The organism is Pelosinus sp. UFO1 (genome assembly GCF_000725345.1).
Lineage (GTDB): Bacteria > Bacillota > Negativicutes > DSM-13327 > DSM-13327 > Pelosinus.
In genome coordinates this window covers 2,046,056-2,071,669 of record NZ_CP008852.1, presented here as the reverse complement: position 1 = coordinate 2,071,669, position 25,614 = coordinate 2,046,056, and the positions used below count along the sequence as shown (strand labels likewise).

Annotated in this window: 24 protein-coding genes and 2 other annotated features; of the genes, 4 read left to right on the top strand and 20 right to left on the bottom strand. The window is 36.5% G+C overall.

The window, feature by feature from the left end; translation table 11 throughout:
• Positions 1-92 precede the first annotated feature (92 nt).
• Positions 93-2,210, top strand: coding sequence for a transglycosylase domain-containing protein (locus UFO1_RS09500; protein WP_038670251.1), 2,118 nt, complete (start codon positions 93-95; stop codon positions 2,208-2,210).
• Positions 2,211-2,831: 621 nt separating this feature from the next.
• Here UFO1_RS09500 and UFO1_RS09495 read toward each other — a convergent pair.
• Positions 2,832-3,239, bottom strand: coding sequence for a hypothetical protein (locus tag UFO1_RS09495; RefSeq protein ID WP_236639370.1), 408 nt, complete (start codon positions 3,237-3,239; stop codon positions 2,832-2,834).
• A gap of 175 nt (positions 3,240-3,414) precedes the next feature.
• Here UFO1_RS09495 and UFO1_RS09490 point away from each other — a divergent pair, with 175 nt between their 5' ends.
• A complete protein-coding gene (locus tag UFO1_RS09490; RefSeq protein ID WP_038670247.1) occupies positions 3,415-3,735 on the top strand; it encodes a YbaB/EbfC family nucleoid-associated protein in 321 nt (106 codons plus the stop codon).
• A 12-nt stretch (positions 3,736-3,747) separates the two neighbouring features.
• Positions 3,748-4,302: a hypothetical protein gene (locus UFO1_RS09485; protein ID WP_038670245.1), complete on the top strand. Its 555-nt coding sequence runs from the start codon at positions 3,748-3,750 to the stop codon at positions 4,300-4,302.
• 85 nt (positions 4,303-4,387) lie between these two features.
• Here the strand turns inward: UFO1_RS09485 and UFO1_RS09480 are convergent, their stop codons facing one another.
• From UFO1_RS09480 to UFO1_RS09395, 19 genes are all read right to left on the bottom strand, one after another.
• Positions 4,388-6,757, bottom strand: a complete 2,370-nt coding sequence (locus UFO1_RS09480; protein ID WP_038670243.1) for an endonuclease MutS2 — start codon at positions 6,755-6,757, stop codon at positions 4,388-4,390.
• 36 nt (positions 6,758-6,793) lie between these two features.
• The gene (locus UFO1_RS09475) at positions 6,794-9,307 is read right to left on the bottom strand and encodes a DUF3656 domain-containing protein (protein ID WP_038670242.1); all 2,514 of its coding nucleotides are present in this window, start codon (positions 9,305-9,307) and stop codon (positions 6,794-6,796) included.
• Between the two features lie 162 nt (positions 9,308-9,469).
• Complete coding sequence (locus UFO1_RS09470; RefSeq protein WP_038670240.1) at positions 9,470-10,096, bottom strand: DUF421 domain-containing protein; 627 nt, start codon at positions 10,094-10,096, stop codon at positions 9,470-9,472.
• Between the two features lie 63 nt (positions 10,097-10,159).
• On the bottom strand, positions 10,160-10,417 hold the full coding sequence (locus tag UFO1_RS09465) for a cell division protein ZapA (protein WP_038670238.1): 258 nt from the start codon (positions 10,415-10,417) through the stop codon (positions 10,160-10,162).
• Between the two features lie 167 nt (positions 10,418-10,584).
• Positions 10,585-11,976, bottom strand: a complete 1,392-nt coding sequence (locus UFO1_RS09460) for an amino acid permease (protein WP_038670235.1) — start codon at positions 11,974-11,976, stop codon at positions 10,585-10,587.
• 216 nt (positions 11,977-12,192) lie between these two features.
• On the bottom strand, positions 12,193-14,628 hold the full coding sequence (gene pheT / locus UFO1_RS09455; RefSeq protein WP_038670233.1) for a phenylalanine--tRNA ligase subunit beta: 2,436 nt from the start codon (positions 14,626-14,628) through the stop codon (positions 12,193-12,195).
• A gap of 26 nt (positions 14,629-14,654) precedes the next feature.
• Positions 14,655-15,677: a phenylalanine--tRNA ligase subunit alpha gene (pheS, locus tag UFO1_RS09450; protein WP_038670231.1), complete on the bottom strand. Its 1,023-nt coding sequence runs from the start codon at positions 15,675-15,677 to the stop codon at positions 14,655-14,657.
• A gap of 49 nt (positions 15,678-15,726) precedes the next feature.
• Positions 15,727-15,940: a binding site (T-box leader), on the bottom strand.
• A gap of 133 nt (positions 15,941-16,073) precedes the next feature.
• Positions 16,074-16,877 carry an RNA methyltransferase gene (locus tag UFO1_RS09445; RefSeq protein WP_038670229.1) on the bottom strand — a complete coding sequence of 268 codons (804 nt, stop codon included), beginning with the start codon at positions 16,875-16,877 and terminating at the stop codon, positions 16,074-16,076.
• Entirely contained in the window at positions 16,874-17,167 is a 294-nt protein-coding gene (locus UFO1_RS09440; RefSeq protein WP_084159806.1) for a cation:proton antiporter regulatory subunit, read from the bottom strand. Before UFO1_RS09440 ends, UFO1_RS09445 begins: the two co-directional genes overlap by 4 nt.
• 81 nt (positions 17,168-17,248) lie before the next feature.
• Positions 17,249-18,097 (bottom strand): class II fructose-bisphosphate aldolase, encoded by an 849-nt coding sequence (locus tag UFO1_RS09435; protein ID WP_038670227.1) that lies wholly within the window; start codon positions 18,095-18,097, stop codon positions 17,249-17,251.
• Between the two features lie 157 nt (positions 18,098-18,254).
• Positions 18,255-18,611 carry a 50S ribosomal protein L20 gene (gene rplT, locus UFO1_RS09430; protein WP_038670224.1) on the bottom strand — a complete coding sequence of 119 codons (357 nt, stop codon included), beginning with the start codon at positions 18,609-18,611 and terminating at the stop codon, positions 18,255-18,257.
• 32 nt (positions 18,612-18,643) lie between these two features.
• Positions 18,644-18,841 carry a 50S ribosomal protein L35 gene (rpmI, locus tag UFO1_RS09425; protein ID WP_038670221.1) on the bottom strand — a complete coding sequence of 66 codons (198 nt, stop codon included), beginning with the start codon at positions 18,839-18,841 and terminating at the stop codon, positions 18,644-18,646.
• A gap of 15 nt (positions 18,842-18,856) precedes the next feature.
• Complete coding sequence (infC, locus tag UFO1_RS09420) at positions 18,857-19,375, bottom strand: translation initiation factor IF-3 (RefSeq protein WP_071842001.1); 519 nt, start codon at positions 19,373-19,375, stop codon at positions 18,857-18,859.
• A gap of 27 nt (positions 19,376-19,402) precedes the next feature.
• Positions 19,403-19,532, bottom strand: a sequence feature (ribosomal protein L20 leader region).
• Between the two features lie 63 nt (positions 19,533-19,595).
• Positions 19,596-21,503, bottom strand: a complete 1,908-nt coding sequence (thrS, locus tag UFO1_RS09415; protein ID WP_038670217.1) for a threonine--tRNA ligase — start codon at positions 21,501-21,503, stop codon at positions 19,596-19,598.
• Between the two features lie 379 nt (positions 21,504-21,882).
• The gene (gene ytxC / locus UFO1_RS09410; RefSeq protein ID WP_038670215.1) at positions 21,883-22,800 is read right to left on the bottom strand and encodes a putative sporulation protein YtxC; all 918 of its coding nucleotides are present in this window, start codon (positions 22,798-22,800) and stop codon (positions 21,883-21,885) included.
• Between the two features lie 146 nt (positions 22,801-22,946).
• On the bottom strand, positions 22,947-23,645 hold the full coding sequence (locus UFO1_RS26200; RefSeq protein ID WP_371256724.1) for a helicase-related protein: 699 nt from the start codon (positions 23,643-23,645) through the stop codon (positions 22,947-22,949).
• Between the two features lie 26 nt (positions 23,646-23,671).
• Positions 23,672-24,100, bottom strand: a complete 429-nt coding sequence (locus UFO1_RS25725) for a DEAD/DEAH box helicase (protein ID WP_371256683.1) — start codon at positions 24,098-24,100, stop codon at positions 23,672-23,674.
• 107 nt (positions 24,101-24,207) lie between these two features.
• A complete protein-coding gene (locus UFO1_RS09400; RefSeq protein WP_038670213.1) occupies positions 24,208-24,765 on the bottom strand; it encodes a nitroreductase family protein in 558 nt (185 codons plus the stop codon).
• Positions 24,766-24,888: 123 nt separating this feature from the next.
• Positions 24,889-25,056: a hypothetical protein gene (locus tag UFO1_RS09395; protein ID WP_236639369.1), complete on the bottom strand. Its 168-nt coding sequence runs from the start codon at positions 25,054-25,056 to the stop codon at positions 24,889-24,891.
• A 175-nt stretch (positions 25,057-25,231) separates the two neighbouring features.
• Here UFO1_RS09395 and UFO1_RS09390 point away from each other — a divergent pair, with 175 nt between their 5' ends.
• Positions 25,232-25,528 carry a hypothetical protein gene (locus UFO1_RS09390; RefSeq protein ID WP_038670211.1) on the top strand — a complete coding sequence of 99 codons (297 nt, stop codon included), beginning with the start codon at positions 25,232-25,234 and terminating at the stop codon, positions 25,526-25,528.
• The last annotated feature ends 86 nt before the right edge of the window (positions 25,529-25,614 follow it).

Here is a 25,614-nt window from a genome sequence, read left to right as displayed (position 1 = left end):
TAAATTGCAAACAATGTTAGCAAAATATATCCCCTGAATAATATCCTTTTATGGTATAATAGTTAGCGTACTCAATTCTAAGGAGGTTGCCAATGGACAAGGATCGAGACGATAGCTCCAAAAACAGCCGTCGTTCTTCTAAAAGTGGAAGTTCAAAAATAACCGTAATAGCATTAATTGTTTTTGTTGTAATGATTACTGGTGCTGGTCTTGGTTTTTTGACAGCTAGTATTCATACTATGCCTAGTCTAAAAGATGAAATCAGACCCGCTGCTTCTTCACAGATTTATGACGTTAATGGAAAATTAATTAACACCATTCATTCTGTGGAAAATCGAGTTCCTGTTTCTATTAATAAAATCCCTAAAAACTTGCAAAATGCGTTTGTAGCTGCTGAAGACGCACGTTTTTACCAACATATTGGTATTGATCCCCGCGGTATTTTACGGGCAGTATGGTCGAATATAACTGACCGCGGCGTATCTGAAGGCGGCAGTACCATTACACAGCAGCTAGCTAAAAATGCTTTACTCTCACAAGAACGTACATTAAAACGCAAAATACAAGAAGCAATTTTAGCGTTACAAATTGAACGTCAATACAGTAAAAGCGAAATCCTAGAACTTTACTTGAATCAAATTTATTTTGGGCAAGGTGCCTATGGAGTACAATCTGCCGCGATTGTATATTTTGGCAAAAACGTCGAAGATTTGACTTTACCAGAGTGTGCTATGCTAGCAGGTATTCCTAAAAGCCCAAACTATTATTCACCATTCAATAACCTAAAGGCAGCCACAGAGCGGCAAGCTACTGTTCTTGATCAAATGGTTAAATACAACTTTATTGATTCTGCAACAGGCATTCAAGCCGCGAACACTAAGCTTAAATTAGCATCACGTTCTACCCAATCAGATAATAAGATTAATACCGCTAGTTATTTTGTTGACTATGTTACACAATATCTTATTGATAAATATGGTGCTGACGCAATTTACAAAGACGGTCTAAAAATTTATACTACCTTAGATTTAGATATGCAAGAAGCAGCAGAACAAGCCATGCAAAAATTACCGAATGTACGTACGGATAGCAGTGGTTTACAGCAGCCTCAAGGAGCCCTTGTTGCTATTGATCCACGTACAGGTTATATTAAAGCAATGGTTGGCGGCCGAGGCAATGACCAATTTAATCGAGCAGTACTAGCAGAACGGCAGCCAGGTTCTGCATTTAAACCTTTTGTATATTTAGCTGCTTTAGAAGGCGGGATGACTCCTTCAACAATGATTGAAGACACCCCAATAACCTTTGGTAGCTGGTCTCCAATAAATTATGACGCAAAATTCCATGGATCTGTTTCTTTGCGCACAGCACTAGAGCAATCGCTTAATGTACCAACTGTAAAAATAGCCAATCAAACAGGTGCCGATAAGCCATTATACTATGCCCAACAAATGGGTATTTCTACTCTAGTTTTACAAGGTTCCACCAACGACCGCAACTTAGCCATGTCTCTTGGCGGCCTTACTCGTGGTGTTACTCCCTTAGAAATTGCAAGCGCTTATGGTGTTTTAGCAAATCAAGGAGTACACGTAGAGCCAATAAGTGTCATTAAAATTGTCGATCGAAATGGTAAAATTTTAGAGCAGATAACGCCAAAAGAAAAAGCAGTTGTTAATGAACGTTCCGCCTACATTCTTACTGATATGCTACGCGGTGTTATTACAAACGGCACCGGTACAGCAGCAGATATTGGTCGCCCGGCGGCTGGCAAAACTGGTACAACTAGTGATTATAAGGACGCCTGGTTCGTCGGATTCACCCCCGATCTTGTAGCGTCCGTCTGGATTGGTTATGACTCTGATGAAAACTTAAATGGAATCACCGGAGGTACTCTTCCAGCTACAATTTGGAGAACGTTTATGAATAAGGCTTTAACCAAAATTCCTGCCCGCGATTTCATTAGGCCTAGTGGTGTTGTTCTTGAACCTAATCCTACTCCCAAGCTTACTGAACAGAATCCTGATGAAAAGCAGCTTGTTAATCCATTAACTATGGATGGCAAAAAAGATAAATTACCTACTCAACCAGGTGATGAAGCGCATCCTGTTGATAAAAATCTTCCACCGCCACCATCAAAGCCAGATAAAAATACGTCACCCCTCCCTCCACCACCAAAATCAAATGAACCAGCAAAAAAAAATAATCCTTAAATAAAAAAACACGCGTAAAGTACGCGTGTTTTTTTTATTGTTGCATATACATTATTATAGATTATAAACAGGTAGTTGAGTCTTCATTACCACAACAACAAAATAAAAGGATAATAATGATTATAATCCAAATACCGCTAAAACCGCCACCGCCGAAGCCACCAAAATTACGTGCCATAATTATTCCTCCTCCTCATATATAATTAAAGATAATTATGAATTTTGAACACCTATTTACTCTACTATATGAATAAAACAATCAGTAGGTTACTAAGTTTCCCACAAAAGTTTTATTATTAAAATTTAGGGACACACCTTAACGTATTCCCGTATCAATAAGTAAAATATTTATTATAAGAAACTACTTTCATCATTGTTAAAAACAAAGAGTAAAAGAATGATAATGGATAATCCACCAAGATTGGCCTCCACCAAAACCACAACCTCTTGCCCTTGCAAATTACCTCCTTAAAGAGTAACATTTTAAGAGCGATTACTTAAATAAGTGTCGCCTGTTATTTAAATATCGCCCACCCTTCTAGTTCAATATATGGAACTATCTATCAAAGTGTTACTAGACTTACTTACTTACTTTCTTTCTTTCTTTCTTTTTATTAGAATTTATTCTAATATACGACGAATACTTTTAGGGACTTCCGATACCATCTTCATCGACTGCATCCCATTATTCACTAACTCGGTAATATTACGCACCTTGTCAATTGTACTTGTCATACCTTCTATTCTTCTATCCATTTGTATCCCCTCAGAAGATAGGGTTAATAGGATTACTATCAGTTGTAGATTAAAATTTGGATTATTCATAATTTGATTAATCATTTTCGTTGGCCTGAATGATTTACTTTTAACTTTTTTGGGTTCTCTTGCCTCATTTTCTGTTTGCTTATTCTCTAATTTTTCCATATTTTCAGCAAGTCCCTCCCCATTCATGACCGTTTCAGTATTTTTTTCATCCTGTACGATTGATCGCTTGTAGTTTTTATAATGTCTCCGCAAGCGCACCCCCATCACCCCTTATAAAATTAATAAGTGCCATGATCTAATCTAATATATGTTGAACTTTTACAATTGGCTATTATTATATACACAAAATTAGATTTTGGGCATAAATTATAATGCTATAAATAACCTGATTTAAATTCTATTATTTTATCAGATAAATTTAGTATGGAGGCGATTTTCAATGTGGGAAAACTTAGGAAACATGATGGAAATGGTAAAAAAAATTCAACAGAATGTTGATAACGCACAAGATCAGTTAAAAGCTCAAAGAGTAGAGGTTTCTAGTGGTGACGTAATTAAATTAACATTAAATGGACAACAAGAAGTACTAGCAATAGAAATCAACAGTAAATATTTATCTTCCGAAAATGCAACATTATTACAAGATTTATTAGTTGCAACCATAAATAACGGTCTAACAAAATCCCGAGAACTACATCAAAACGCAATGTGCAAATTAACTGGCGATTTAAATCTCCCGAAAATTCCTGGCCTATTTTAAGGAGGGTGCTATATGCCGAACGAAAGTCCTAATACAATGTTAGAAACGGTAACGCATATGATTGATAACATAACAAAAGAGGGTACCGGCTATGATACCCTCGTTCACATATTGTCACTGCTTTGTATACTTCACATCCTAAATCGCACACAGCCTTCTACGGCAGCACCTATTCAGAATTCACCTGCAACTTCAGCTAATCCATTACATAAGTTATTAGGTGAACTAACAAAAAGTGGCGAGGGAGGAGGAGGACCTTCTCCCGATATGCTTATGTCTCTTTTGCCTCTTTTAAATAATCCACAAATAAAATCAAAATTAAACCCAGCAAATATCAGTAATATGCTAGGCCTACTCAATAATTTAGGCGGTGGGAATAATGAAAAAACAGAAAGTACTAAAACCGAAAAGGTGGAGAAGAAGGATCCTCCCGCTGCCGCAGTTACCTCTTCCCTTGCCGAATCTCCAATGCATAATTCTATCCAAGATCCTGATCCTCTAGATAAAAAAGACCTAGGGCGTTCTTTAAATTGGAAAACTACTTTCGGAAATGAGAAAGAGGTGTGAGAACAATACTCACACCTCTTTTTGTTACAACGACTTTATGAACATAAACTCAAAGCTTCTCTAACACTAAAAAGTTAGCTCGGACTTATGATAACTGTACTACGGTAGCTCCGTCTCCACCTTCATTTAACTCACCTATACTAATATCTCTTACGTAATGGTGATTTTTCAGATAAGTTCTTACCCCTTTACGTAAAGCTCCTGTGCCCTTTCCATGTATAACTATTACTGTATTTAATCCTGCTAAGATAGCGTCATCAATATACTTACCTAATACATACTCAGCCTCGTCTACCATCATACCTCGTATATCAATCTGCCTAGAGACACCTTGAGTCTTCATAAAGTTTTTATCGCGATTTTTATCTTTATTTTTATTTTTATTTTTTATTGAAGAACTCTCGTGTATCAAACGGCAATCTGCTATTGCTACACTCATTTTCATAATACCTAGTTGAACAGTCACTTCATTACTACCAATCGACAATACTGTACCCTTTTGTTTTAATGTAGTCACATATACGTCAACACCTGGACTTAAGTTATTCGCAGTAGCAATCGGTAAATCAGTATCATTTTCTTCATTTTCATTTAAATCACCTAAGCTTTCTTTTAGGCGTTTTCTACTTTTATCAAATATAACTTGTCGCGCTGAACTACTTTTAACTGCAAATTGTGCCTTTAGTTCTGTAATAATCTCTTCGGTTTCTCTTCTAGTCCTTCTTAAGAGGGACTCAGCTTCTTCTTGCGCCCTAAGTAAAATCTTATTTTTCTTCATTGCTAACACGTTTTCTTCACTTGCAAGCTTTTCTCTTAAAATTTGCAATGCTTGCTCTTGCTCTAAGACTTCCTCATGAAGTTTATCATAAGCTATTTTTTGCTCTTCTAAAGCATTTAATACATTTTCAAATTCAGCATGATCTTTATCAATAAATTGTCTTGCCTGGTCAATAATAGGATCTGATAGACCAAGCCGTTTACTTATGGCAAAAGCATTACTGCTTCCCGGAACGCCAATTAATAGTCGGTAAGTAGGTCTAAGTGTTTGTATATCAAACTCTACACTAGCATTTTCAATCCCTTGCCTTGAGTAGGCAAATGTCTTTAACTCACTATAATGTGTAGTTGCTATTGTTTTAACACCAATTCTAAGTAGGTATTCTAAAATCGACATTGCTAGAGCGGCTCCCTCATCAGGATCAGTTCCCGCACCGATTTCATCAATCAATACTAAATCTGAAGGGGAAATATTTTTCAAAATCCTTACTATATTTGTCATATGAGCCGAAAACGTACTTAAACTTTGTTCTATACTTTGCTCATCACCAATATCAGCAAAAATATTATTGAATACAGTTATTTCTGATCCGCTATTTACAGGAATATAAAGACCAGATTGAGTCATAAGAGCAAATAGCCCTAATGTTTTTAAGGTTACTGTCTTCCCCCCTGTATTTGGCCCAGTAATTAGTAATGTATTAAAATCTTTGCCGATATAAATATCAATAGGTACCACGACCGCAGAATCAATAAGAGGGTGCCTAGCTTGGCGTAAGTTAACATAACCACTATCATTAATAATAGGCAAAGTAGCATGCATAACAAGACTGAGTTTAGCTTTCGCAAATGCTAAATCGATTTGAGCTAACATGTGACAATTCACATGAATCACTTCAGAAACATTCGCAACTTGCTCTGTCGCAAGACGTAAAATCCGCTCCACTTCATTCTTTTCAGCAGACATTAGTTGTTTTATCTCATTATTTAATACAACAACGGCCATTGGTTCAATAAATACAGTAGCACCACTTGCTGATTGGTCATGAATAATCCCTGGGAAATGGTGACGATATTCTTGTTTAATAGGTATAACATATCGATCGCTTCGTACAGTTACTAATGCATCCTGAAAATACTTTTGATACTCACTTGAACGCAATATACCATCTAACTTATCCTTAATACGTCCCTGGGATGATTTAATTTCTCGTCTAATGTGCAAAAGTTCTACGCTAGCGTCATCACGAATTTGCCCCTGTTCATTCACTATATTTTCAATAACATTCTCAACATTACGAACTACAGTAATATTTTGCACATAACCAGGCAATATAGTGAAAGCTGCAGGCATATCCACAAAAAAGCTCTTCATCCTTCTAGAAGCATATAAAGTACTTCCTATTGCAACTAGTTCATCAGGAGCAAGTACGGAACCTATTTCTGCTCTTTTTAATAAAGAACGGATATCGCGAATGCCGCCTAGTGGTATGCTAGACATGGCATCAAGAATTTCTCTAGCTTCTCGAGTTTCTGCAATTCGTTTGGTCACTTCAGCAAAATCATTTGCCGGTACTAACTTTTCAGCAAGTTCACGCCCCATAATAGAGCTGCTTTTGTCAGCTAACATCTCTCGTATTTTATTATATTCTAATGTTTTTAATACAGAAGCATCCATTCATTTCTCCCCTATAGACAAAAGATAGTATTCTTTTTATAATACACCCCGGAAATAATGTCCGCGGGTTATTTCTTCATGTTCAACACTTTTTATTTTATCTTCCACAATTAGAGGATGATTTTCTCCTTGATCCAGTAATTCTCGATATAACTTCACGATTCTGCTAAGGTAATCTACATTACTTTTCTTACCTTCAATACGGATTCGCTCAATACCCATGGTACCAAACCTAGAAACATGAGGCAACATACTTAATTCTTTGGCATTCAAAATATGCATACGGCAAAATTGATCTGTCGCTATTGGAAAATTCTCATCTTTACGATCGTTCAACCAATATTCTTTGCGTGTACAAATTTGGTTACAATTTCCTGCACCAACATTCCCTAAATAACTTCCTATTGTACAGTATTCTGACACCATTAATGTTAAGTATCCGTGGACTATACACTCTAAAGAGACATTTTGATTATTACCAAGTTCCTCAATCTGTGAAAAATTCAATTCAGGTGACAAGGTTATACTCGACATTCCCTGTTTAGCAAAAAAAGCAATGGATACATCATTATATACATTTAAAGGATAATCCCCATGTAGTGGTATGTTAGTTAACTGTTTTGCCATATGTAATGCTCCAAGATTGCTGATGCCAATCCCATCAGGCTGCAATTCTGCAAATAAAGCTAACTCTCTTTTCAATTCTTCAGTTTGCCATGTTTTAATAATACGAGGAGTATTTAAAATAATCTTTTTTCCTTGTTCACGGGCAATACTAACTGCTTGCTTATATTCGTCCTTACTAATTACCTTATGATTGAAGGATTCTCCGCCAAACATAACCAGATCCCCGCCGCTTTGGAAGGATGCAGTAAGTTTCGCAATCGTATCCACGTTAGTTACCAGTAAAGGACGCTCAACACGCTGTTTGTGATTGGGTGAAACATTTGCCGAAGGAATAAAATCTCGTATCACATATTTTTTCCTCGGTAAATCTTTACGGTAAAACGGTGCTAAACGAGCTTTTTCTAACTCTTCTACAGCTCTGCGTCTAGCATCATTGATCTCACTCATTGGCACCATAATCTCGCCCTGGATTTCACAATCTAACGTATCCAAGCTAAAAATAGTCGAACCAAGACGGTCTACTTGTTTTTGAATTACTTCTAATGTTAATGGCCGTTTCAGTGCTTTCTCTGCAATAAAATTAGTCACTGCACGTCCAGTAAAGCCATCTTCATCTTGTATACTGATTTCCATTGGTTGACCTTCACATACTGTTACTTTGATAGTAACTGAGACACGTCTTATCGCATTGGGTTCTGTGAAAAATGCTCGCGCTCGCTGCATCAATCCAGCATCAAAAACCTTAAAAACTCTGTCATTCATACGTACGTGCGTATGTAAAGGAATGGATACTTCTGCTCCTGCCGGAGCAAAAGCGACAGCTTGATTATTCACAGTCATAGAAGAAACTGTTACACTAACTCGACCACCAACTTTAACCCAAAAATCAACGATATCATTTATATATAAAGGTTCATCCAATTTTATAGTCGCTATTCTTTCTTGGAAATCGTAATCGCTAACTCGACCAATACGCACACCACGATTATTGGGACGACGATCACTCATCATGTTGCGTCCATGATTCTTTTTTAGATAGGCTGTTGTAAAATCCCTGTTAAAAATTTGTGCCAATTCTTTTTGTTCTTGCTCTGCAACTGCGTAATTATCTGGGTTAGCCAAATAAGCATCAATAGCCCTACGGTATGTATCAACTGCCACTGCAACATATTCTGGACGTTTCATGCGACCCTCGATTTTAAAAGACGTTACGCCCGCATGAATAAGTTCTGGTATCAATTCTAAGGTATTTAAATCCTTAGGGCTTAGTAAATATTCACCAGCTTCGGCTTCCGTAAGTAAGTCATTTCCCCGCTCATCTACAAGGGTATACGGCAGACGACAAGGTTGAGCACAGCGACCACGATTACCACTACGCCCACCAATCATACTACTCATTAAACATTGCCCTGAATACGAAATACACAATGCACCGTGAACAAATGCTTCAATTTCTGTCTTTGTATTTTTGCAAATATGATTTAGGTCTTCCATAGATAACTCTCTAGATACTACAACTCGCTCAAAACCAAGCTCGGTAAGAAACTCTACACCTTCCAAGTTGTGAACGGTCATTTGCGTACTAGCATGTATTGGCATATCTGGTACGATTTGGCGTGCAATTTGGAAAACGCCAATATCCTGAACAATAATCGCGTCCACACCAATTTTATATAAATACTGCAAGTAAACAGTTAATGCAGGTATCTCAATATTGTCTACTAAGGTATTTACTGTTACATAAACCAGTACACTACGCAAATGAGCGAATCGAACTGCCTCTGCTAATTCTTCATCGTTAAAATTAGGCGCACTAGCGCGAGCACCAAACATTTTACCCGCCAAATAAACAGCATCTGCACCACTTTCTACAGCTGCAACTAGAGCTTCTCGACTACCAACAGGCGCTAATAATTCTATCATATGATTCCATCCCTTTCAAAAAACACATACAAAATAATGATATAAACTTTTAAACACGAAAACACACTACACAAGGAAATACACAAAGGTTCTGAAAAGATCCCTTTGTGCTACTTTGCGTGCTAAGCTCAAGGCATAGTGTCTTCGTGTTTCAATCTTTTATTACTTAAGTCCTTTATTGTTTTTTACATACTCTGTTAATTCACGTACATCTGACATAAACTGTTCCATTTTAACCCATTCCTGTCCTAAGGGAGTAAGTGGGTTTTTGTAAATGTCACTAATGTATGTCTCAAGGTCTTTTCTAGTCAAAGGTTCCTTTTCAGCTGTCTTTATGATAGAGAAAACGCCACAACTTTCAAGTCGCGCAAGTTTAATGTCTTGTAAATCGGTCATTTCCATACCTAATTTATGCAATTCTTGACGTAAATCATCATAGTTAAAATGAGTTTTAACAAAGTTTTCTCGAAGAATTTTTCCATCCTGAATTAAAGTCACTGGTGTACCTTCTACCCATTTACGCAACGTAACATTTTTCAAGGATACGTAAGATAATATTTGCTGCAATAATAGAAGGGTAAATAAACCTTCGATACCGCTTAATAAAGTCAGCCCCTTATCCATTGAAGCGCTAACGATAATATCACCAATCCCTACCATAATTACAAAATCAAAGGGAGAAAGTTGTCCTACTGTACGATTCCCCATTAAACGTACAACAATAAGAGCTACCGTAAATAGTACCACTATATGTAATAAAACATGACCAAAGTCGCCAGTCTCTAACACAACATCACTCCTTTTGATTTTTATTATTCACAATCAAAAAGACAGTTATGCAACACAACTTTATCAGTATTTTTCCTCTTCTACCATTTGAATTAATTGTTTGTAGTTTTGTTCTAATTGTAAAAATTCTTCGGCAATCGTTAAAGCTGCTAAAACAGCAACTTTAGCTGGAGATAATCGTAGGTTTTTATGCGCAATTTTTTTCATCCGCGAATCCACTAATGTTGCAACGGATATTACCTGCCCTAATTCTGTATCACTCTTTAGACAATAGGTTTCACCAAAAATTTCAACTGTTACTTTATGTATATTTTCATTCATAACGTCACCTATATTACCTATTTTACTAATCTTTTAAATTCGACCTTACAAATATAATTTCCTGCATGTTTCATAAAGAAAACTAGTATGTCTTTATGTAACATACTTTTTTTAATAAAAAAGAAGGCAGTTATGTATTACATAACTGCCTTCCCTTATATATTAAACTATGCAGCTTTATCAGTTTTTGTAAGCACGCTATTTTTATTACCATATAAAAAGTATACGACAAAACCGATTCCACTCCATACAAAAAAGCGTACCCAAGTTTCATACGGTAAGTTATACATCAAGTAACCACAAGAAAGAACTGCCAATGGTGCTATTATATGAACTGCAGGACATCTAAATGGGCGCTCTAGTTCTGGTTTAGTATAGCGTAGAACTAATACTCCAATGGAAGCAACGGCAAATGCAAAAAGTGTTCCAATATTCGTTAATTCTGCAATAATTCCAATAGGAGTAAACCCAGCAATTAAAGCTACCGCAATTCCGGCCACAATCGTAATGATATGAGGTGTACCATACTTAGGATGTACTTTCGAGATAGCAGCAGGAATCAAACCATCACGAGACATCGCAAAGAAAATACGAGATTGACCATACATTAATACAAGTAATACAGTGGTAATACCACAAATGGCTCCAGTTCCAACTAGGGCTGACCCCATGTTATATCCGATAGCCCTTAACGCATAAGCAACAGGCTCAGCATTATTTAACTCTGTGTAAGGGACCACGCCTGTTAACACAGCAGCAACTATGATATAAAGAATGGTACAAACCACTAATGATCCTATAATTCCAATTGGTAAATCTCGATTTGGATTACGACACTCTTCGGCAGCAGTTGCCACAGCATCAAATCCAATATATGCAAAGAAAATAATGGCTGCACCACTAGCTACTCCAGCAAAACCATAAGGCATAAATGGATCCCAATTTGCAACATTTACTTTAGGTCCTGCTAATGCCAAGAAAATAAAGACAGCAAGTAACTTAATCGCCACAAGAACTTTATTAAGAGTCGCACTCTCTTGTGTTCCACGAACTAATAATAAACTTAGAAATAGTGCAATAAACATAGCTGGGACATTTGCAATACCACCATCAGCTGGAACAGCAGTATAAGCTTTCGATAACTCAATACCACCTGATTTTAAAAGCCCCACTACATATCCAGACCATCCAGCTGCAACAGCACTTGATCCTACGGAGTATTCTAAAATAAGGTTCCACCCTACAATCCAAGCAATTATTTCTCCTAAAGCAGCATAAGTATACGTATATGCGCTTCCAGCAATGGGAACCATGGCAGCTAATTCAGCATAGGCTAAGGCAGCAAACGCACAGGCCAATCCTGAAAGAACAAAAGAAATCATCAAAGCAGGACCAGCATATTTTGCTGCTGCAACTCCGGTCAAAACAAAGATCCCTGTTCCAATAATACAACCTATACCAAGTAGTGTTAAGTCCATAGCGCCTAGTGTCTTCTTTAAGCCTTTTTGCTCTGCGCCTGCCAAAAGTGCACTAATACTTTTTGTACGGAAAATACTCATTACGCTCCACCTTTCTCTAAATAACTTAATTAAATTCTTTTTTATTCTTTTTACAATTTAGGTAAATTTATTAAAAAAATAGATCTGTCCAAAAGGACAGATCTATTTTTTACTAAATAGTAAAAAAAACGTACTTACAACCATCCTGTTAACAGGATAACACAATCACAGTCACAGGTAAAGTGTTTTTTGTGTTTTCAGCAAAGACATTTTATGCTAACTCCGAATTTTTGCCGCCAATGTCTTTTCTAGGTAAACAACGGTTTTTTTATAGTACACTTCAATTTCTTCATCTGTAAGCGTCCGAGTTTTATCTCGATAAGTTAATGAAAAAGCTAAACTCTTAAACCCATTTGCAACTTGTTCACCAACATATACATCAAATAATCGTACATCATTCAGTAAAGGGCCAGAACTAGCGACAATTGCCTGTTTCACCTGATCCGCAGAAATTTCTAATGGTAAAACCAGTGCCAAATCCCTATTGATTGCTGGAAATTTAGGCAAAGACTGATACTTGGTAAGTAAATTCACACAATTAACTACTGATTCTACGCTAACTTCAAAAATATATACTTTACGCTGTATACCAAAACTATCCATTACCTTTGGATGCAGTTCACCAACCGTTGCTAAGACATTACCGTTTTTACGGAATATTGCTGTCTTGCCAGGATGTAATGACATATGTTCACCAGCAGCAACATCATAATCCTGAATTCCTAAGCTGGATAATAATACCTCTACAGTCCCTTTCGCGTCATAAAAATCCACACTATCCTTTCCTTGGTTCCAGGAAAGTTCATTACGTTTACCAACTAATGCACCACATAACATTAAAGGCTCTTTAGGTAAAGAATCTAATGGTAATTTTTCAGGTAAATACACAGCTCCGAGTTCGTAGATTCTTATATCATCATTTTTCCTTGCAAGATTACGAGCAATCGTTTCCAATACACCACCAAGTAAAGTAGTCCTCAGTATTGGAAAGTCATCTGTAATAGGGTTAAGTACATTAATCGCTTGATGTAACAAATCATTTTCTACTATATTTAATTTATGTAACACTTGTGGATGGGTAAAACTCAATGAGATAATTTCATCCAATCCAGCTCCAGTTAAAGTAGTTTTAATGGAATCCACAATAGACTGAGCGTATTCTTGTCCGCCACGCAGTATATTGCCGCCAGGGGTAGTCGTTGGGATTTTATTATAACCATAAATTCGGGCAATTTCTTCACATATATCTGGCTGATATTGGACATCCCCACGCCATGTAGGTACGTTTACAATTATATTTTCACCTTCAGAATTTGTATCGATGGCAAACTCTAAACGGCGTAATATATCTAACATAACAGCCTTATCAATAGCAGTTCCCAAATAAGCATTTACTTTTTGAGGAATAAAGCTAACTTGTCTTGGTAAAAGCATATTAGGATAACTATCTACAATATCTGGGCATACCTTACAGGCTCCCATATCTTCCAATAATTTTGCAGCCCGGTCTAAGGCCCGAATACTATTAACTGTATCAACGCCTCTTTCAAATCTTCCGGATGCCTCGGAACGTAGACCAAGGGCTCTTGATGTACGACGAATGCTTACTCCATTAAAAGAAGCAGCTTCTAATACTACATTTTGTGTATTATCGGTAACTTCAGTAGCTAGACCACCCATTACCCCTGCAATACCAACCGCTTGTACTTGATCGGCAATAACCAGCATGTCCGAAGTAAGCTCTCGTTTAACTCCATCAAGAGTCGTAATTTTTTCTCCTGTTTGCGCTTTACGTACGGTTAAGCTATGTTTTGACAGTAAATTATAATCATAGGCATGCATTGGCTGGCCCATTTCTAACATAACATAGTTTGTTACATCCACTACGTTATTAATTGACCTCATTCCTACAGCCTGTAGTCGCTGCTTTAACCATTTTGGTGATGCTCCAACTTTTACATCTTGTAAAACCCGCACTGCAAAACGGGAACATAAAGAAGGTTCGTCTATTGCAACCTTAACTAGATTCACAGCCTTCTCTTCAGCCTTTTCATGCAAATGAATCATTGGTTTCTTCAACGTTCCACCTGTGAGCACAGCAATTTCTCGCGCTAAGCCAATCAAACTGAAACAATCAGCGCGATTAGCTGTTAACTCAAACTCTAAAACTACATCATCCATTCCTAAAGCTTCTCGGATATCAATACCAATTAAGGTATCATCGGGCAAGATATAAATTCCTTCTTTTTCCTTGGGTGATAATAATTTACTATCAATATTAAGTTCTGTTGTGGAACATAACATACCATAAGACATTACACCACGTAATTCACTAGCTTTTATTTCTAATCCTGTGGGTAATTTAGCACCCACTAATGCTACAGGAACAACATTTCCGACTGAAACATTCGTCGCCCCAGTAACAATAATTAAAATTTCCTTTTCTACGTCCAGTTTACAAATAGATAGCTTATTCGCATTTGGATGTTTCTCTATTTCAATAATTTTTCCCGTTACAATATTTTCAATATCTTTTCCTAAATAAGTGATCCCTTCTACTGGAATACCAGCCATCGTTAACATATCCGCTAATACTTCTGGTGTTTCTTTAAACTCAACATATTCTTTAAGCCACTTGATTGATGCTTGCATACCTATCTCCCTTCACTTATCTGTTTCTAGAATTGTCTTAAGAATCTCAAATCATTTTCATAAAATAATCGTAAATCATCTATTCCATATAACAACATGGCTATTCGCTCTACCCCCATGCCAAAAGCAAAGCCGCTTACTTTCTCTGGGTCAAAGTTGCTCATTTCCAGTACACGAGGATGTACCATTCCTGCACCTAGTATTTCAAGCCACCCTGTACCTGAGCAAACCCTGCATCCGTTGCCATTGCACATTACACAAGAAATATCAACTTCTGCACTGGGTTCGGTAAAAGGAAAGAAACTTGGACGAAAACGTACGCCAACATCCTTACCAAAAATTTCGTGAATAAACAATTCCAATGTTCCTTTTAAATCAGCGAAGCTAATATTTTTATCAATTACTAAGCCTTCTACTTGATGAAACATAGGAGAATGGGTTGCATCATAATCTCGGCGATACACCTTTCCAGGTGCAATAATACGAATAGGCTGATTAGGTTCAGCTGCCTGCATGGTACGAACTTGCACCGGTGAAGTATGGGTACGCATTAAAAATTCTTCCGTTATATAAAAGGAATCCTGCATATCCCTAGCTGGATGGTCTTTAGGTAGATTAAGTGCTTCAAAATTATAGTAATCTTGTTCAACTTCTGGTCCTTCTGCTATAGCAAATCCCATTCGCATAAAGATATCTTTAATACGCTCTAAAGTCACAGTTAGAGGGTGTTTATGCCCTACATTGACCTTACGACCAGGCAAAGTAACATCAATCTTCTCAGATGCTAATTTTCTTGTCAATTCAGCTTGCTTAAAGTTTTCACTTTTATCCTGAATTATATTTTCTAATTCCACTCTAATATCATTTACAATTTGTCCAATTCTCGGGCGTTCTTCCGCACTTAATGCTCCCATCCCCTTTAAAGCGCTTGTCAAACTACCTTTTTTCCCTAAATATTTAACCCTTAACTCGTTTAACGTGTCCAGATTATCAACTTGTGATAATTCTTCTAAAGCTTGTTGCTTTAAAGATTGTAATTCTTGTTCCATATATACCTCCTAAAACATAATTTGGAAAAAATAAAAAGACCTCACCCCTCTAAGGGGCGAAAGTCTTACTCCCGCGGTACCACCCTAATTTAGTACTCAGCTTCTTTAACGCAGAAAATAACGTCTGGCTTACACAAGTTACCCCTTCAGCACAGATACTCCAGAGTGAATTTCTGTTAGCGATTTGGGACTGTTCTCAATCTATGACAGTATCCTCCCTGTATCAATTAGAGCTAACATACTCTCTCTATCATTGCACTTAAGCAAGTACAGCAGCAAAAGCTACTATACATATTCAATTTTACGCTTAATCTACTATCAAATTCGAGATAGTAGGAAAACTCTATTATCAAAGGAATTATAGCATACTATCCCAGTAATTACAATATAGGGTTATCATTGGCGTTGACGCACTGCTTCATATAAAATAACTGCTGCCGATGCGGCAACATTTAATGATTCCACATTTCCAACCAAGGGGATATGGATCCTTTCTTTAGATTCTTGTAGGAAATGGTTACTAACACCATTTCCTTCATTACCAAATACAATAGCTACTGGTTTTTTTAAGTTTGCCTGAAAATAAATACGAGAAGCCTCTAAAGAAGTTGCCAGAATATCTATCTTATATTGCGCTAAATACGATATAATTTCACTTTGAGTGACACCCTCAACTATAGGTATATTAAATAAGGAACCCATGCTAGCTCTCACTACTTTACCTGCAAATACATCTGCACAACCTTTTGTCAAGATAACTCCAGTACAACCAGCAGCAGCAGCTGTACGAATTATCGTACCCACATTTCCCGGATCCTGCACCTCATCAAGCACTACCAAAAGAGGATTTTCAACTTTTCCTAGCATATCCACCAGCTGATGTGCAGACTTTTTAACAATAGCCATAAGCCCCTGTGGTTCTTTAGTTTCAGACGCTTTATCATAAACTGTTTTTAAAACTTCAATTGTTCGGCATTCTTTTGTTTGCAACTGTTCTAGTATTTTTTGAACGCGGGGTTCTTCTTGCGCTTCACTCGTGTAAATACATGTCTCAACTAACCAACTGGACTTGGCAGCCTCTTCTACTAAACGAATCCCTTCTACTATAAATAGTCCTAATTCATCACGATATTTTTTTTGTTTTAATGATGTTGCCATTTTAATATATTTATTCTGTCCACTTGTAACTATTTCACTCAAGAAAGATCCTCCAAACGTTGTATTCCTTTAATACCACCAACAACTACTAAAACATCGTCCTCTTTAAATTTTTCACTTGGCAGTGGTGGAATAATTAAAGCTTCGCCTCTTTTAATTGCTACAACATTAATTTCAAATTTTGCCCTTAAATTCGTTTCAGCTAGAGTTTTTCCTATAGGCGCCCTAGGTATACTAACTTCCACAATACCTAAACTAGGAGAAAGTTCTATGCAATCCATTATATTACTAGAAACTAAATTATGAGCTACCCCCATATTTGAACTTTGCATATCTTATCATTGTAGCATTACTCATAGAAAAAACCTACCTATTTTTTCTATAAGGTAGGTTTTTTTATATTATAGTATAAGCTATATTGCTTTGGAAATACAATTGAAATGCAACATATATTTACGAACTGAATTTTTAACTCCTTTTTTAACCGCAGACATTAAAGAGATGTAATTAGCTCCTGGATTTTCTAACAGTTCTGTTCTAAGTTTTTCACTTGCCGCCATAGATGTATCTGTAGGAATGTTAATTTTAGTTATTCCATATTTTATAGAGTTTAAATAATCATCACTACTAAGCCTAGAGCCTCCATGCATAACTAAGGGAACATTAATTACGGAATTTAATTGACTTAATCTAGCAATATTCAAATTTGTAGTACCTCGGTATGCTCCATGATGATTACCTACCGAAACAGCCAAAGCATCAATATTAGTTTTATCCACAAAATTTGCCGCTACATCACATGTAACAATATTGTCTTCGTTAATATCTTCAGCATGTTCACAACAACCAACATAGCCCAATTCACCTTCAACAGATACGCCGAGGGAATGGGCTATACGTGTAACTTCTTTTGTACGTTTTAAATTTTCAACAACAGACAAGGATGATCCATCAAACATCACAGACGTAAAACCCCAGCGTATTGCTTTAATAATTCCTTCATAGGTATAACCATGGTCTAAGTGAAGTGCGATTGGGACAGATGATTTTTGTGCAGCACGTACCATAGCCGCACTTAAGGTATCTACATCAACAAACTTAAAAAATCGTTCTGTTATGCCGAGCACCAAGGGAGTCTTCAATTCTTCCGCAACTTCCACAACAGCACATAGTGTCTCCAGATTAAATACATTAAAACCGCCAACTGCATATTTCCGATTACGTGCATCTTGAAGCAAATCATTCATTGTTACCAATGCCAAAATAAAATCCCTCCTCAACGGTTAAATTTTACTTTAAGTTAATTTATTTTATTCGCGATGCATCGTTAAAAACCTGCAATATTAAGAATATTTAAAATAATATTTTAAGGCTATAATGCATAAAAAAAATCCTAGACCCAAAGTCTAGGATTTTTTTCTATTTAACTTGCTCTTTAGCAATTTCAACAAGCTTAGCAAAAGCAGACATATCGTTTACTGCAAAATCAGCCATCATTTTACGGTTTACTTCTACACCAGCTTTATTTAAACCACTAATCAATTTGCTGTAAGAAAGACCATTTAAACGAGCTGCAGCATTAATACGAGAAATCCACAATCTACGGAATTCGCCTTTTTTCGCGCGACGATCACGACGAGCATAATAAAGAGCTTTCATTACTGTTTCATTTGCTTTTTTAAACAGTTTGCTCTTAGAACCTCTATAACCTTTAGCTAACTTTAGAATTTTTTTATGACGTTTATGTGCTGTCACGCCTTTTTTAACTCTTGGCATGTGCTGTACCCCCTATTTAATATATGTCAATTTTAGGCGTAAGGAAGCATTTTCGTTACGCGTTCGTGGTCAGCTTTACTAACCAAACCAGCTTTACGCAAATTGCGTTTACGAGCTGGACCTTTTTTCTCAAGGATGTGACGTTTAAAAGCTTTAGAACGTTTGAACTCACCACTACCAGTAATTTTAAAGCGTTTAGCAGCAGCTCTACGTGTTTTCATTTTTGGCATAATTGGTCTCCCTTCTTAATTCTGTGGCTTAGGCGCCAGAATCATTATCATATTTTTTCCTTCAAGCCGAGCCGCGCGCTCAATATTGGCAAGATCTTTAATTTGGCTGGCCATTTTATCCAAAACTTTCTTCCCTAGTTCGGGATGGGATAATTCCCGTCCACGGAACATGATGGTTACTTTAACTTTGTCACCATCTTCAAGAAAGCGTTGAGCGTTTTTAAATTTAACATCAAAGTCATGATCCTCAATGTTTGGACGTAGTTTAACTTCTTTGACAGTTACAACTTTTTGTTTTTTCTTAGTTTCTTTGTCGCGTTTTTGTTGCTCATATTTGAACTTACCAAAGTCCATAATACGACATACTGGTGGTTTAGCTGTTGGCGCTACTTCCACTAGATCAAGATGTTGTTCCGCTGCCATCTGCAACGCATCCCTTAGTTGGACAATTCCTAATGGTTCATTAGTCGCACTAGTCAAACGAACTTCCCTAGCCCTGATTTCCTCGTTAATTCTTAATGTGTCTTTGCTAATTGTCGCTCACCCCCTGATAAATTTGGCTACATATAAATAAAACGGATGGTATAAATACCACCCGCAACAAAAGCATAATAAAACAAATATGCTGTCATAACCTCACTAACTGCCTATGCGTTGTAAGGTGAGAAGCGGATGGCTTCTGCTTAACTCAATATCTTGAGTACTTAATTATATTAGCATTAGATAGTTTTAATGTCAAGCACTAAAAATGAACTTATTGTTTTTCTTTTATTTCTTTTAACAGAGTGGAAATAAATTCAGTAGCATTTTGTGCACCAATATCACCTTGACCACGTTTACGCACAGCAACGCTATTTGATTCCACTTCTTTGTCGCCAACAACTAAGATATAAGGAACTTTTTCTAACTGTGCTTCACGAATCTTGTAACCAATTTTTTCACTACGCTCATCTACTTCTACACGTATTTCTTGTTCAAACATAGTAGCTGCTAACTCTCGAGCATATTCTGCTTGGCGGTCAGTAATCGGTAAAATTTTAACCTGTACAGGTGATAACCAAGTCGGAAAGGCGCCGGCATAATGTTCGATTAAAATTCCGATAAATCTTTCCATACTACCAAACGCTACACGATGGATCATAACAGGACGATGTTTTTGCCCATCTTCCCCTACATAGGTAAGATCAAACTTTTCTGGCATCTGCATATCCAATTGTATCGTACCACACTGCCAAGTACGGCCAATAGAATCTCTAAGATGAAAATCAATTTTAGGACCGTAGAAAGCACCATCGCCTTCGTTAACACGGTACTCCATACCCCGTTCTTCCAAAGCCTCTCTAAGAGCATTAGTCGTTACTTCCCATACTTCATCAGAACCCATTGCTTTTTCTGGTTTTGTGCTTAATTCTGCATGATAAGACAAACCGAATGTACTATACACAGTATCAAATAAATCAATTACGCCTTGTATCTCCGATTTAATTTGTGCTGGCAACATAAAAATATGAGCATCGTCTTGGGTAAAACTCCGCACACGCATTAACCCATGTAACGCTCCAGAGATTTCATGACGATGTACTAAACCTAACTCAGCTGTTCTAAGAGGAAAATCCCGATAACTATGGTGTTGGGTACGATATACTAAAATTCCTCCTGGACAATTCATTGGTTTTACTGCGTATCCTTCATTATCAATTTTGGTAAAATACATATTTTCTCGATAGTGATCCCAATGACCGGACTGTTGCCATAGCTTTTGATTTAAAATAATCGGAGTCTTAATTTCTTGGTATCTATATTTAAAATGTAATTTACGCCAGAAATTTTCCAATTCATTTCTAAGAACCATTCCCTTAGGATGGAAAAATGGAAATCCCGGCCCCTCTTCTTGTATGCTAAACAAGTCAAGTTCTTTACCTAACTTACGATGATCTCGTTTCGCAGCCTCTTCCAACATAGTAATATATTCATCTAACTCCGCTTTCTTTTCAAAAGAAGTACCATAAATTCGCTGCAACATCTTACGTTTTTCATCACCGCGCCAATAAGCGCCAGCTACGCTCTGTAGTTTGATTGCCTTTACTTTTCCTGTTGATGGAAGATGTGGACCAGCACATAAATCAATGAATTCCCCTTGTTTATACATGGATATCGTTACATCAGCAGGCAAATCTCTAATCAGTTCCACTTTGTAATCTTCACCTAGGTTTTCAAATATACGAATAGCCTCATCACGGTCAACTTCCACTCTTTCAATTGGGAGGTCTTCCTTAACAATCTTCTCCATTTCAGCTTGAATCTTCGCTAAATCGTCTATTGTGAAGGCAGAAGCCATATCAAAATCATAATAAAAACCATTAGCGATTGCTGGGCCAATTGCTATTTTTGCATCATCAAACAAACGTTTTACAGCCTGAGCCAAGATATGTGACGATGTATGGCGGAAGGCATCACGTCCTTCAGCATCTTGGAAAGTAAGAAATTCTACTTTCGCATCCTTTTCTAATTTAATTGGCAAATCGGTTACATGGCCATCCACCTTTGCAGCTACAGCACTTTTGGCTAAACTACGGCTTATAGATGCTGCAAATTCAGCTAGGGTTGTTCCCTGCTCAACCTCACGCATACTTCCATCTTTTAGCGTAATTTGAATCTTCATTTAAACCTTCCTCCTCATGCATCTTTCTCAAAAAAATAAACTCTCATCCCCATATAGGGACGAGAGTTATAACCCGCGATTCCACCCTGATTGGCCAAAGCCCATCTTAATTTTTGATAACGGGAATTACCCCGGCACAGCTTACTATTTTATAAAGACAATCAAGTACTTACGTAATTAATCGCATAAAATTTTCAGCATAGCAGTTTAAAGGTGGTAACAATAATGGTGTACGTAAAGATGCTCACAGCCTACGACATCTTTTCTCTGAAACAACAGTTACACTATTGTCTTGTCCTTTGCATTACTTTTACAAATTTAATTATTAAAATAATAATATCTATTTTCAATATGATTGTCAAGATCTATAGTAACTGTTTCAACTAGGAGGTGTAAAATATTCCTTATAAGCTTTTATACAAAAATCACACCCATTACATACCATAAACCTACCCTCAAAAATATTTTTTATAATATCTACTACACCTTGGGTAGCAGACCGATAATTATCATCAACGTGAACCATAACGCTGTAAGGAGCTATTGTAATAAGAGCTGTAATTAACAAATCTTCATAATTAATTGTTTCATCACTATTCGATGCAAATGTTTCTAACATTTGATTGTTAATTAGGTTTCCTTGTTCATCCAAAATTTTATAAGTTCCACAGTTAATAATCACAACGTGTACTTCTTCCATTTGCGGCTCTTGAATTGTAATAAAATATCGCAATACACGAATAAATTCTTTGTATTCCAATTCCATCATAAAATCATCTACAGCTGTATCTACCACTTTTGCTAAATTTTCTCGATATTCTTTTAATCTAAAATTTACAAATCCCTCCAAAACCAGTTCATGATGAGAATTAAGATATTCCCCAATCTTTTCTACTATACTTTTACAACGCATGCCAAAGCCAAAATCTGCAACTACACCATAGTTATCATTCAGTAAATGCAATGCATTATCGTAAATAATTTTACGTTCTTCTTCAGAAAAATAATAGTAATTATGTTCGATAATTTTGTAAACAATCTTTTTTTCTTCTCGTGAAATAATCAATTCGGCCAGCATTTGGGCAACATGATGTTTGACGGCATTCTTTATTCGTTCATAATTACGAAAAGACAACTCACCTTCCATTACGTTACAACCAATAAAAGTATAATGTCCTTTATTCGTTTCATCAATAGCTACTCTATATCCGTCCTTTATTAGCGTTTTACAATCCAGTTGGAGTTTCTCGCGTATATCTTGGGTTGTTCCGCTTAAGCCAACAGAAAGCAATTTCACCACCCTCACTCCTTTCCTACTTTATTATATGTATCACATTATATTTGCATACAAAACAAAATATATAATAAAAAAAGACTTAGCTTTACGCCAAGTCTAAAATTACTTTATACGTCTATTCTATTAATCATTTTTACAAAACAATTCTACTTACGAGTTTTGCCACTATCAAATATTTTGCCATGTTCCATATATTTGGGTGCTATATTTATTTTTAAGAATTTCTCATATTTATGAATCAAGGCAACTTCCTTTTTAGTGACAATAGAGATAGCAATACCACTTTTACCTGCTCGCCCAGTGCGGCCTACACGATGTAAATATATTTGCGGATCTTCAGGCAGATCCAGATTAAACACATAATCTACACCAACAATATCTAATCCCCGTGCTGCTACATCTGAAGCAACCAGAAGATTAACTTTCCCCTTCCGAAATTCTTCTAAAGATCTTTTACGATCACCTTTTATAGAGCTACCGTGTATACCAGCAGCTTTTAGTCCATGATAGACAAGTTTTGCCGTAGTCTCTTCAATATCTTCACTTTTATTGATGAAAACCAATGCACGTTCAGCATTTACTAATCTTACCATTTTACGTACTACTTCTGCCTTATCTCTTTGTTCTGCAACGAAATACATATGAGTAATATCAGGTCTATCACTAGATTCTTCTGCAACGGTAATAACCTCCGGATCACGCATAATTCCTGTAGCTAATACCAACGTTTGCGGAGTTATCGTCGCCGAAAATAACAAGACCTGTCGATCTCTTAATGTTGTTTTTAGTACAGCTTTCACACTATCAACATTTCTATCGTCTAGTAATCGATCCGCCTCATCAATAATAATAGTCTTTATTGTCTGAGATGTTATTTTCTTTTTTGTATCAACTCTAATATTCTACCACTAGATCCTACTATAATGTGAGGTTTCTCTTTTAATTTATCAATCTGCCTCGCGATATTTACATTTCCGATAATCGGGGTTGAAGTTATAGGTACTTCTGAATTTTTCGCTAAGACCTCAATTTGCCGTTGTATCTGAATAGCAAGTTCATGAGTAGGTGCAAGAATCATAGCCTGCATTTCACGTTTCGTCGTATCGATTTTTTGGAATAAAGGTAATAAATATGCTAATGTTTTACCTGTACCAGTTGCCGATTGCCCTATGATGTCCTTTCCAATTAAGGCCAAGGGAATTACCTTTTCCTGTATCCCAGTAGGAACATTGATTCCAGCCTTACCCAATCCTTCTATCAGTGATGTAGTTATGCCTATTGTTTCAAATGAATTACTCATCTTATCTCCTCTTTATATCATATAATTACTATTTATTTATAGATTATTCCATTATACTCTATTTCTACTATCTAAAAAAACAATAAGCTATTCTTATTACTTTTAAATTATCGAATATAACTAACAGTTCCATTCTTACGTTCTGGGCCTCGACCATTCATTCGTGCCTTATATCCCAAACAAACAGCATATAAAGGCTTATATCCTGCTGGTAACTGTAGTTTCTCAACTTCCATCTCATGAGCAAAAAAGAATCGAATTAACCCAATCCAACAAGAACCGATATCTAGTGACTCCGCAGCCAATAATATATTTTGAATTGCAGCTGAACAGTCTACAACAGAACTAAGCATAGTATCCTCTTCTTTCTTACCTGATACAATAAGCACAGTTGGAGCATTATAAAAGAGATTTCGCCCACTACGCCCCATACGGGCCACCCATTGTAAAGTTGATTGAGCCATATCTTGCGTAGCAACATGACTCATATGTTCTATTAGTTTTCTATCTTGAATGACAGCAATATGCCATGGCTGAGCATTATGGCCACTCGGTGCCCATAAACCAGCCTCTAGGATCATCTGTAATTCCTCTTCCTTAATTTGTTCCTCTCGGTAAATACGTACGCTTCGTCGAGTCTTAATAGTATTAATAACTTCATTCATAAAAAAATCTCCTTTATTTCTAAAATAACTACTATGATGCTACAGATCATCACTATAAAGAACAAATCAAAACACCGCCCAAACGGGCGGTATTAGATTTACTGTTATATATATCTACAACAACTATCTTTTTAGTGTCTGAATTAAAGCATAGTTAATCGCTGACATCTCATCTGGTACAGCTGCAATGCCAACTTCCTTTGCTGCTATGTACCGTGCACATGTTTTATGTCTATCACAATAGAGCTCTGGTGGACAGGAAATGATACAGTCACACTTAAAAGGACACACAGTACTTCCTCCTTATTATAGCAAATAATGATAGTTTTTACATAGTCATTATCGTATAATTTTTTTAATACATCAATACCTTTTACCAAAATTTATAAATTTATTCGCAATAAAAGAGGTTTTCATTCATAAACCGCCAATAGAATATCTAATTGGAATATAAGGAGGTTATAATATGGATAAGGAAAAAGTAATTCAATATAAAGAACTATTTTCTAAAAAGTTTGCCACCTTATGGGAGGAACTAGGGGATGACCTCAAATGGGCTAAAGACGTCACCGAACTCCGGGTCCAAATGGAATATTTAGAAGTAAAACAAGATCGTCTTTTTAAAGATTACGGTAAAAAGGTATTTATCTACGGCCAAGCTGACGGCCCACAAGTTATTAGCCTTCTACGAGAAATTGAACTAATTGAGCGAGAGTTACAAAAAAAATATTTGCAAATACAAAAATTAAAAACTGAGCATTAAATAAGTTCATTGTTTTAAAAATTTCTAGGCACCTCAAATCTTAATTAACCAAAAAAGTCTCTCATCAAGATGATGAGAGACTTTTT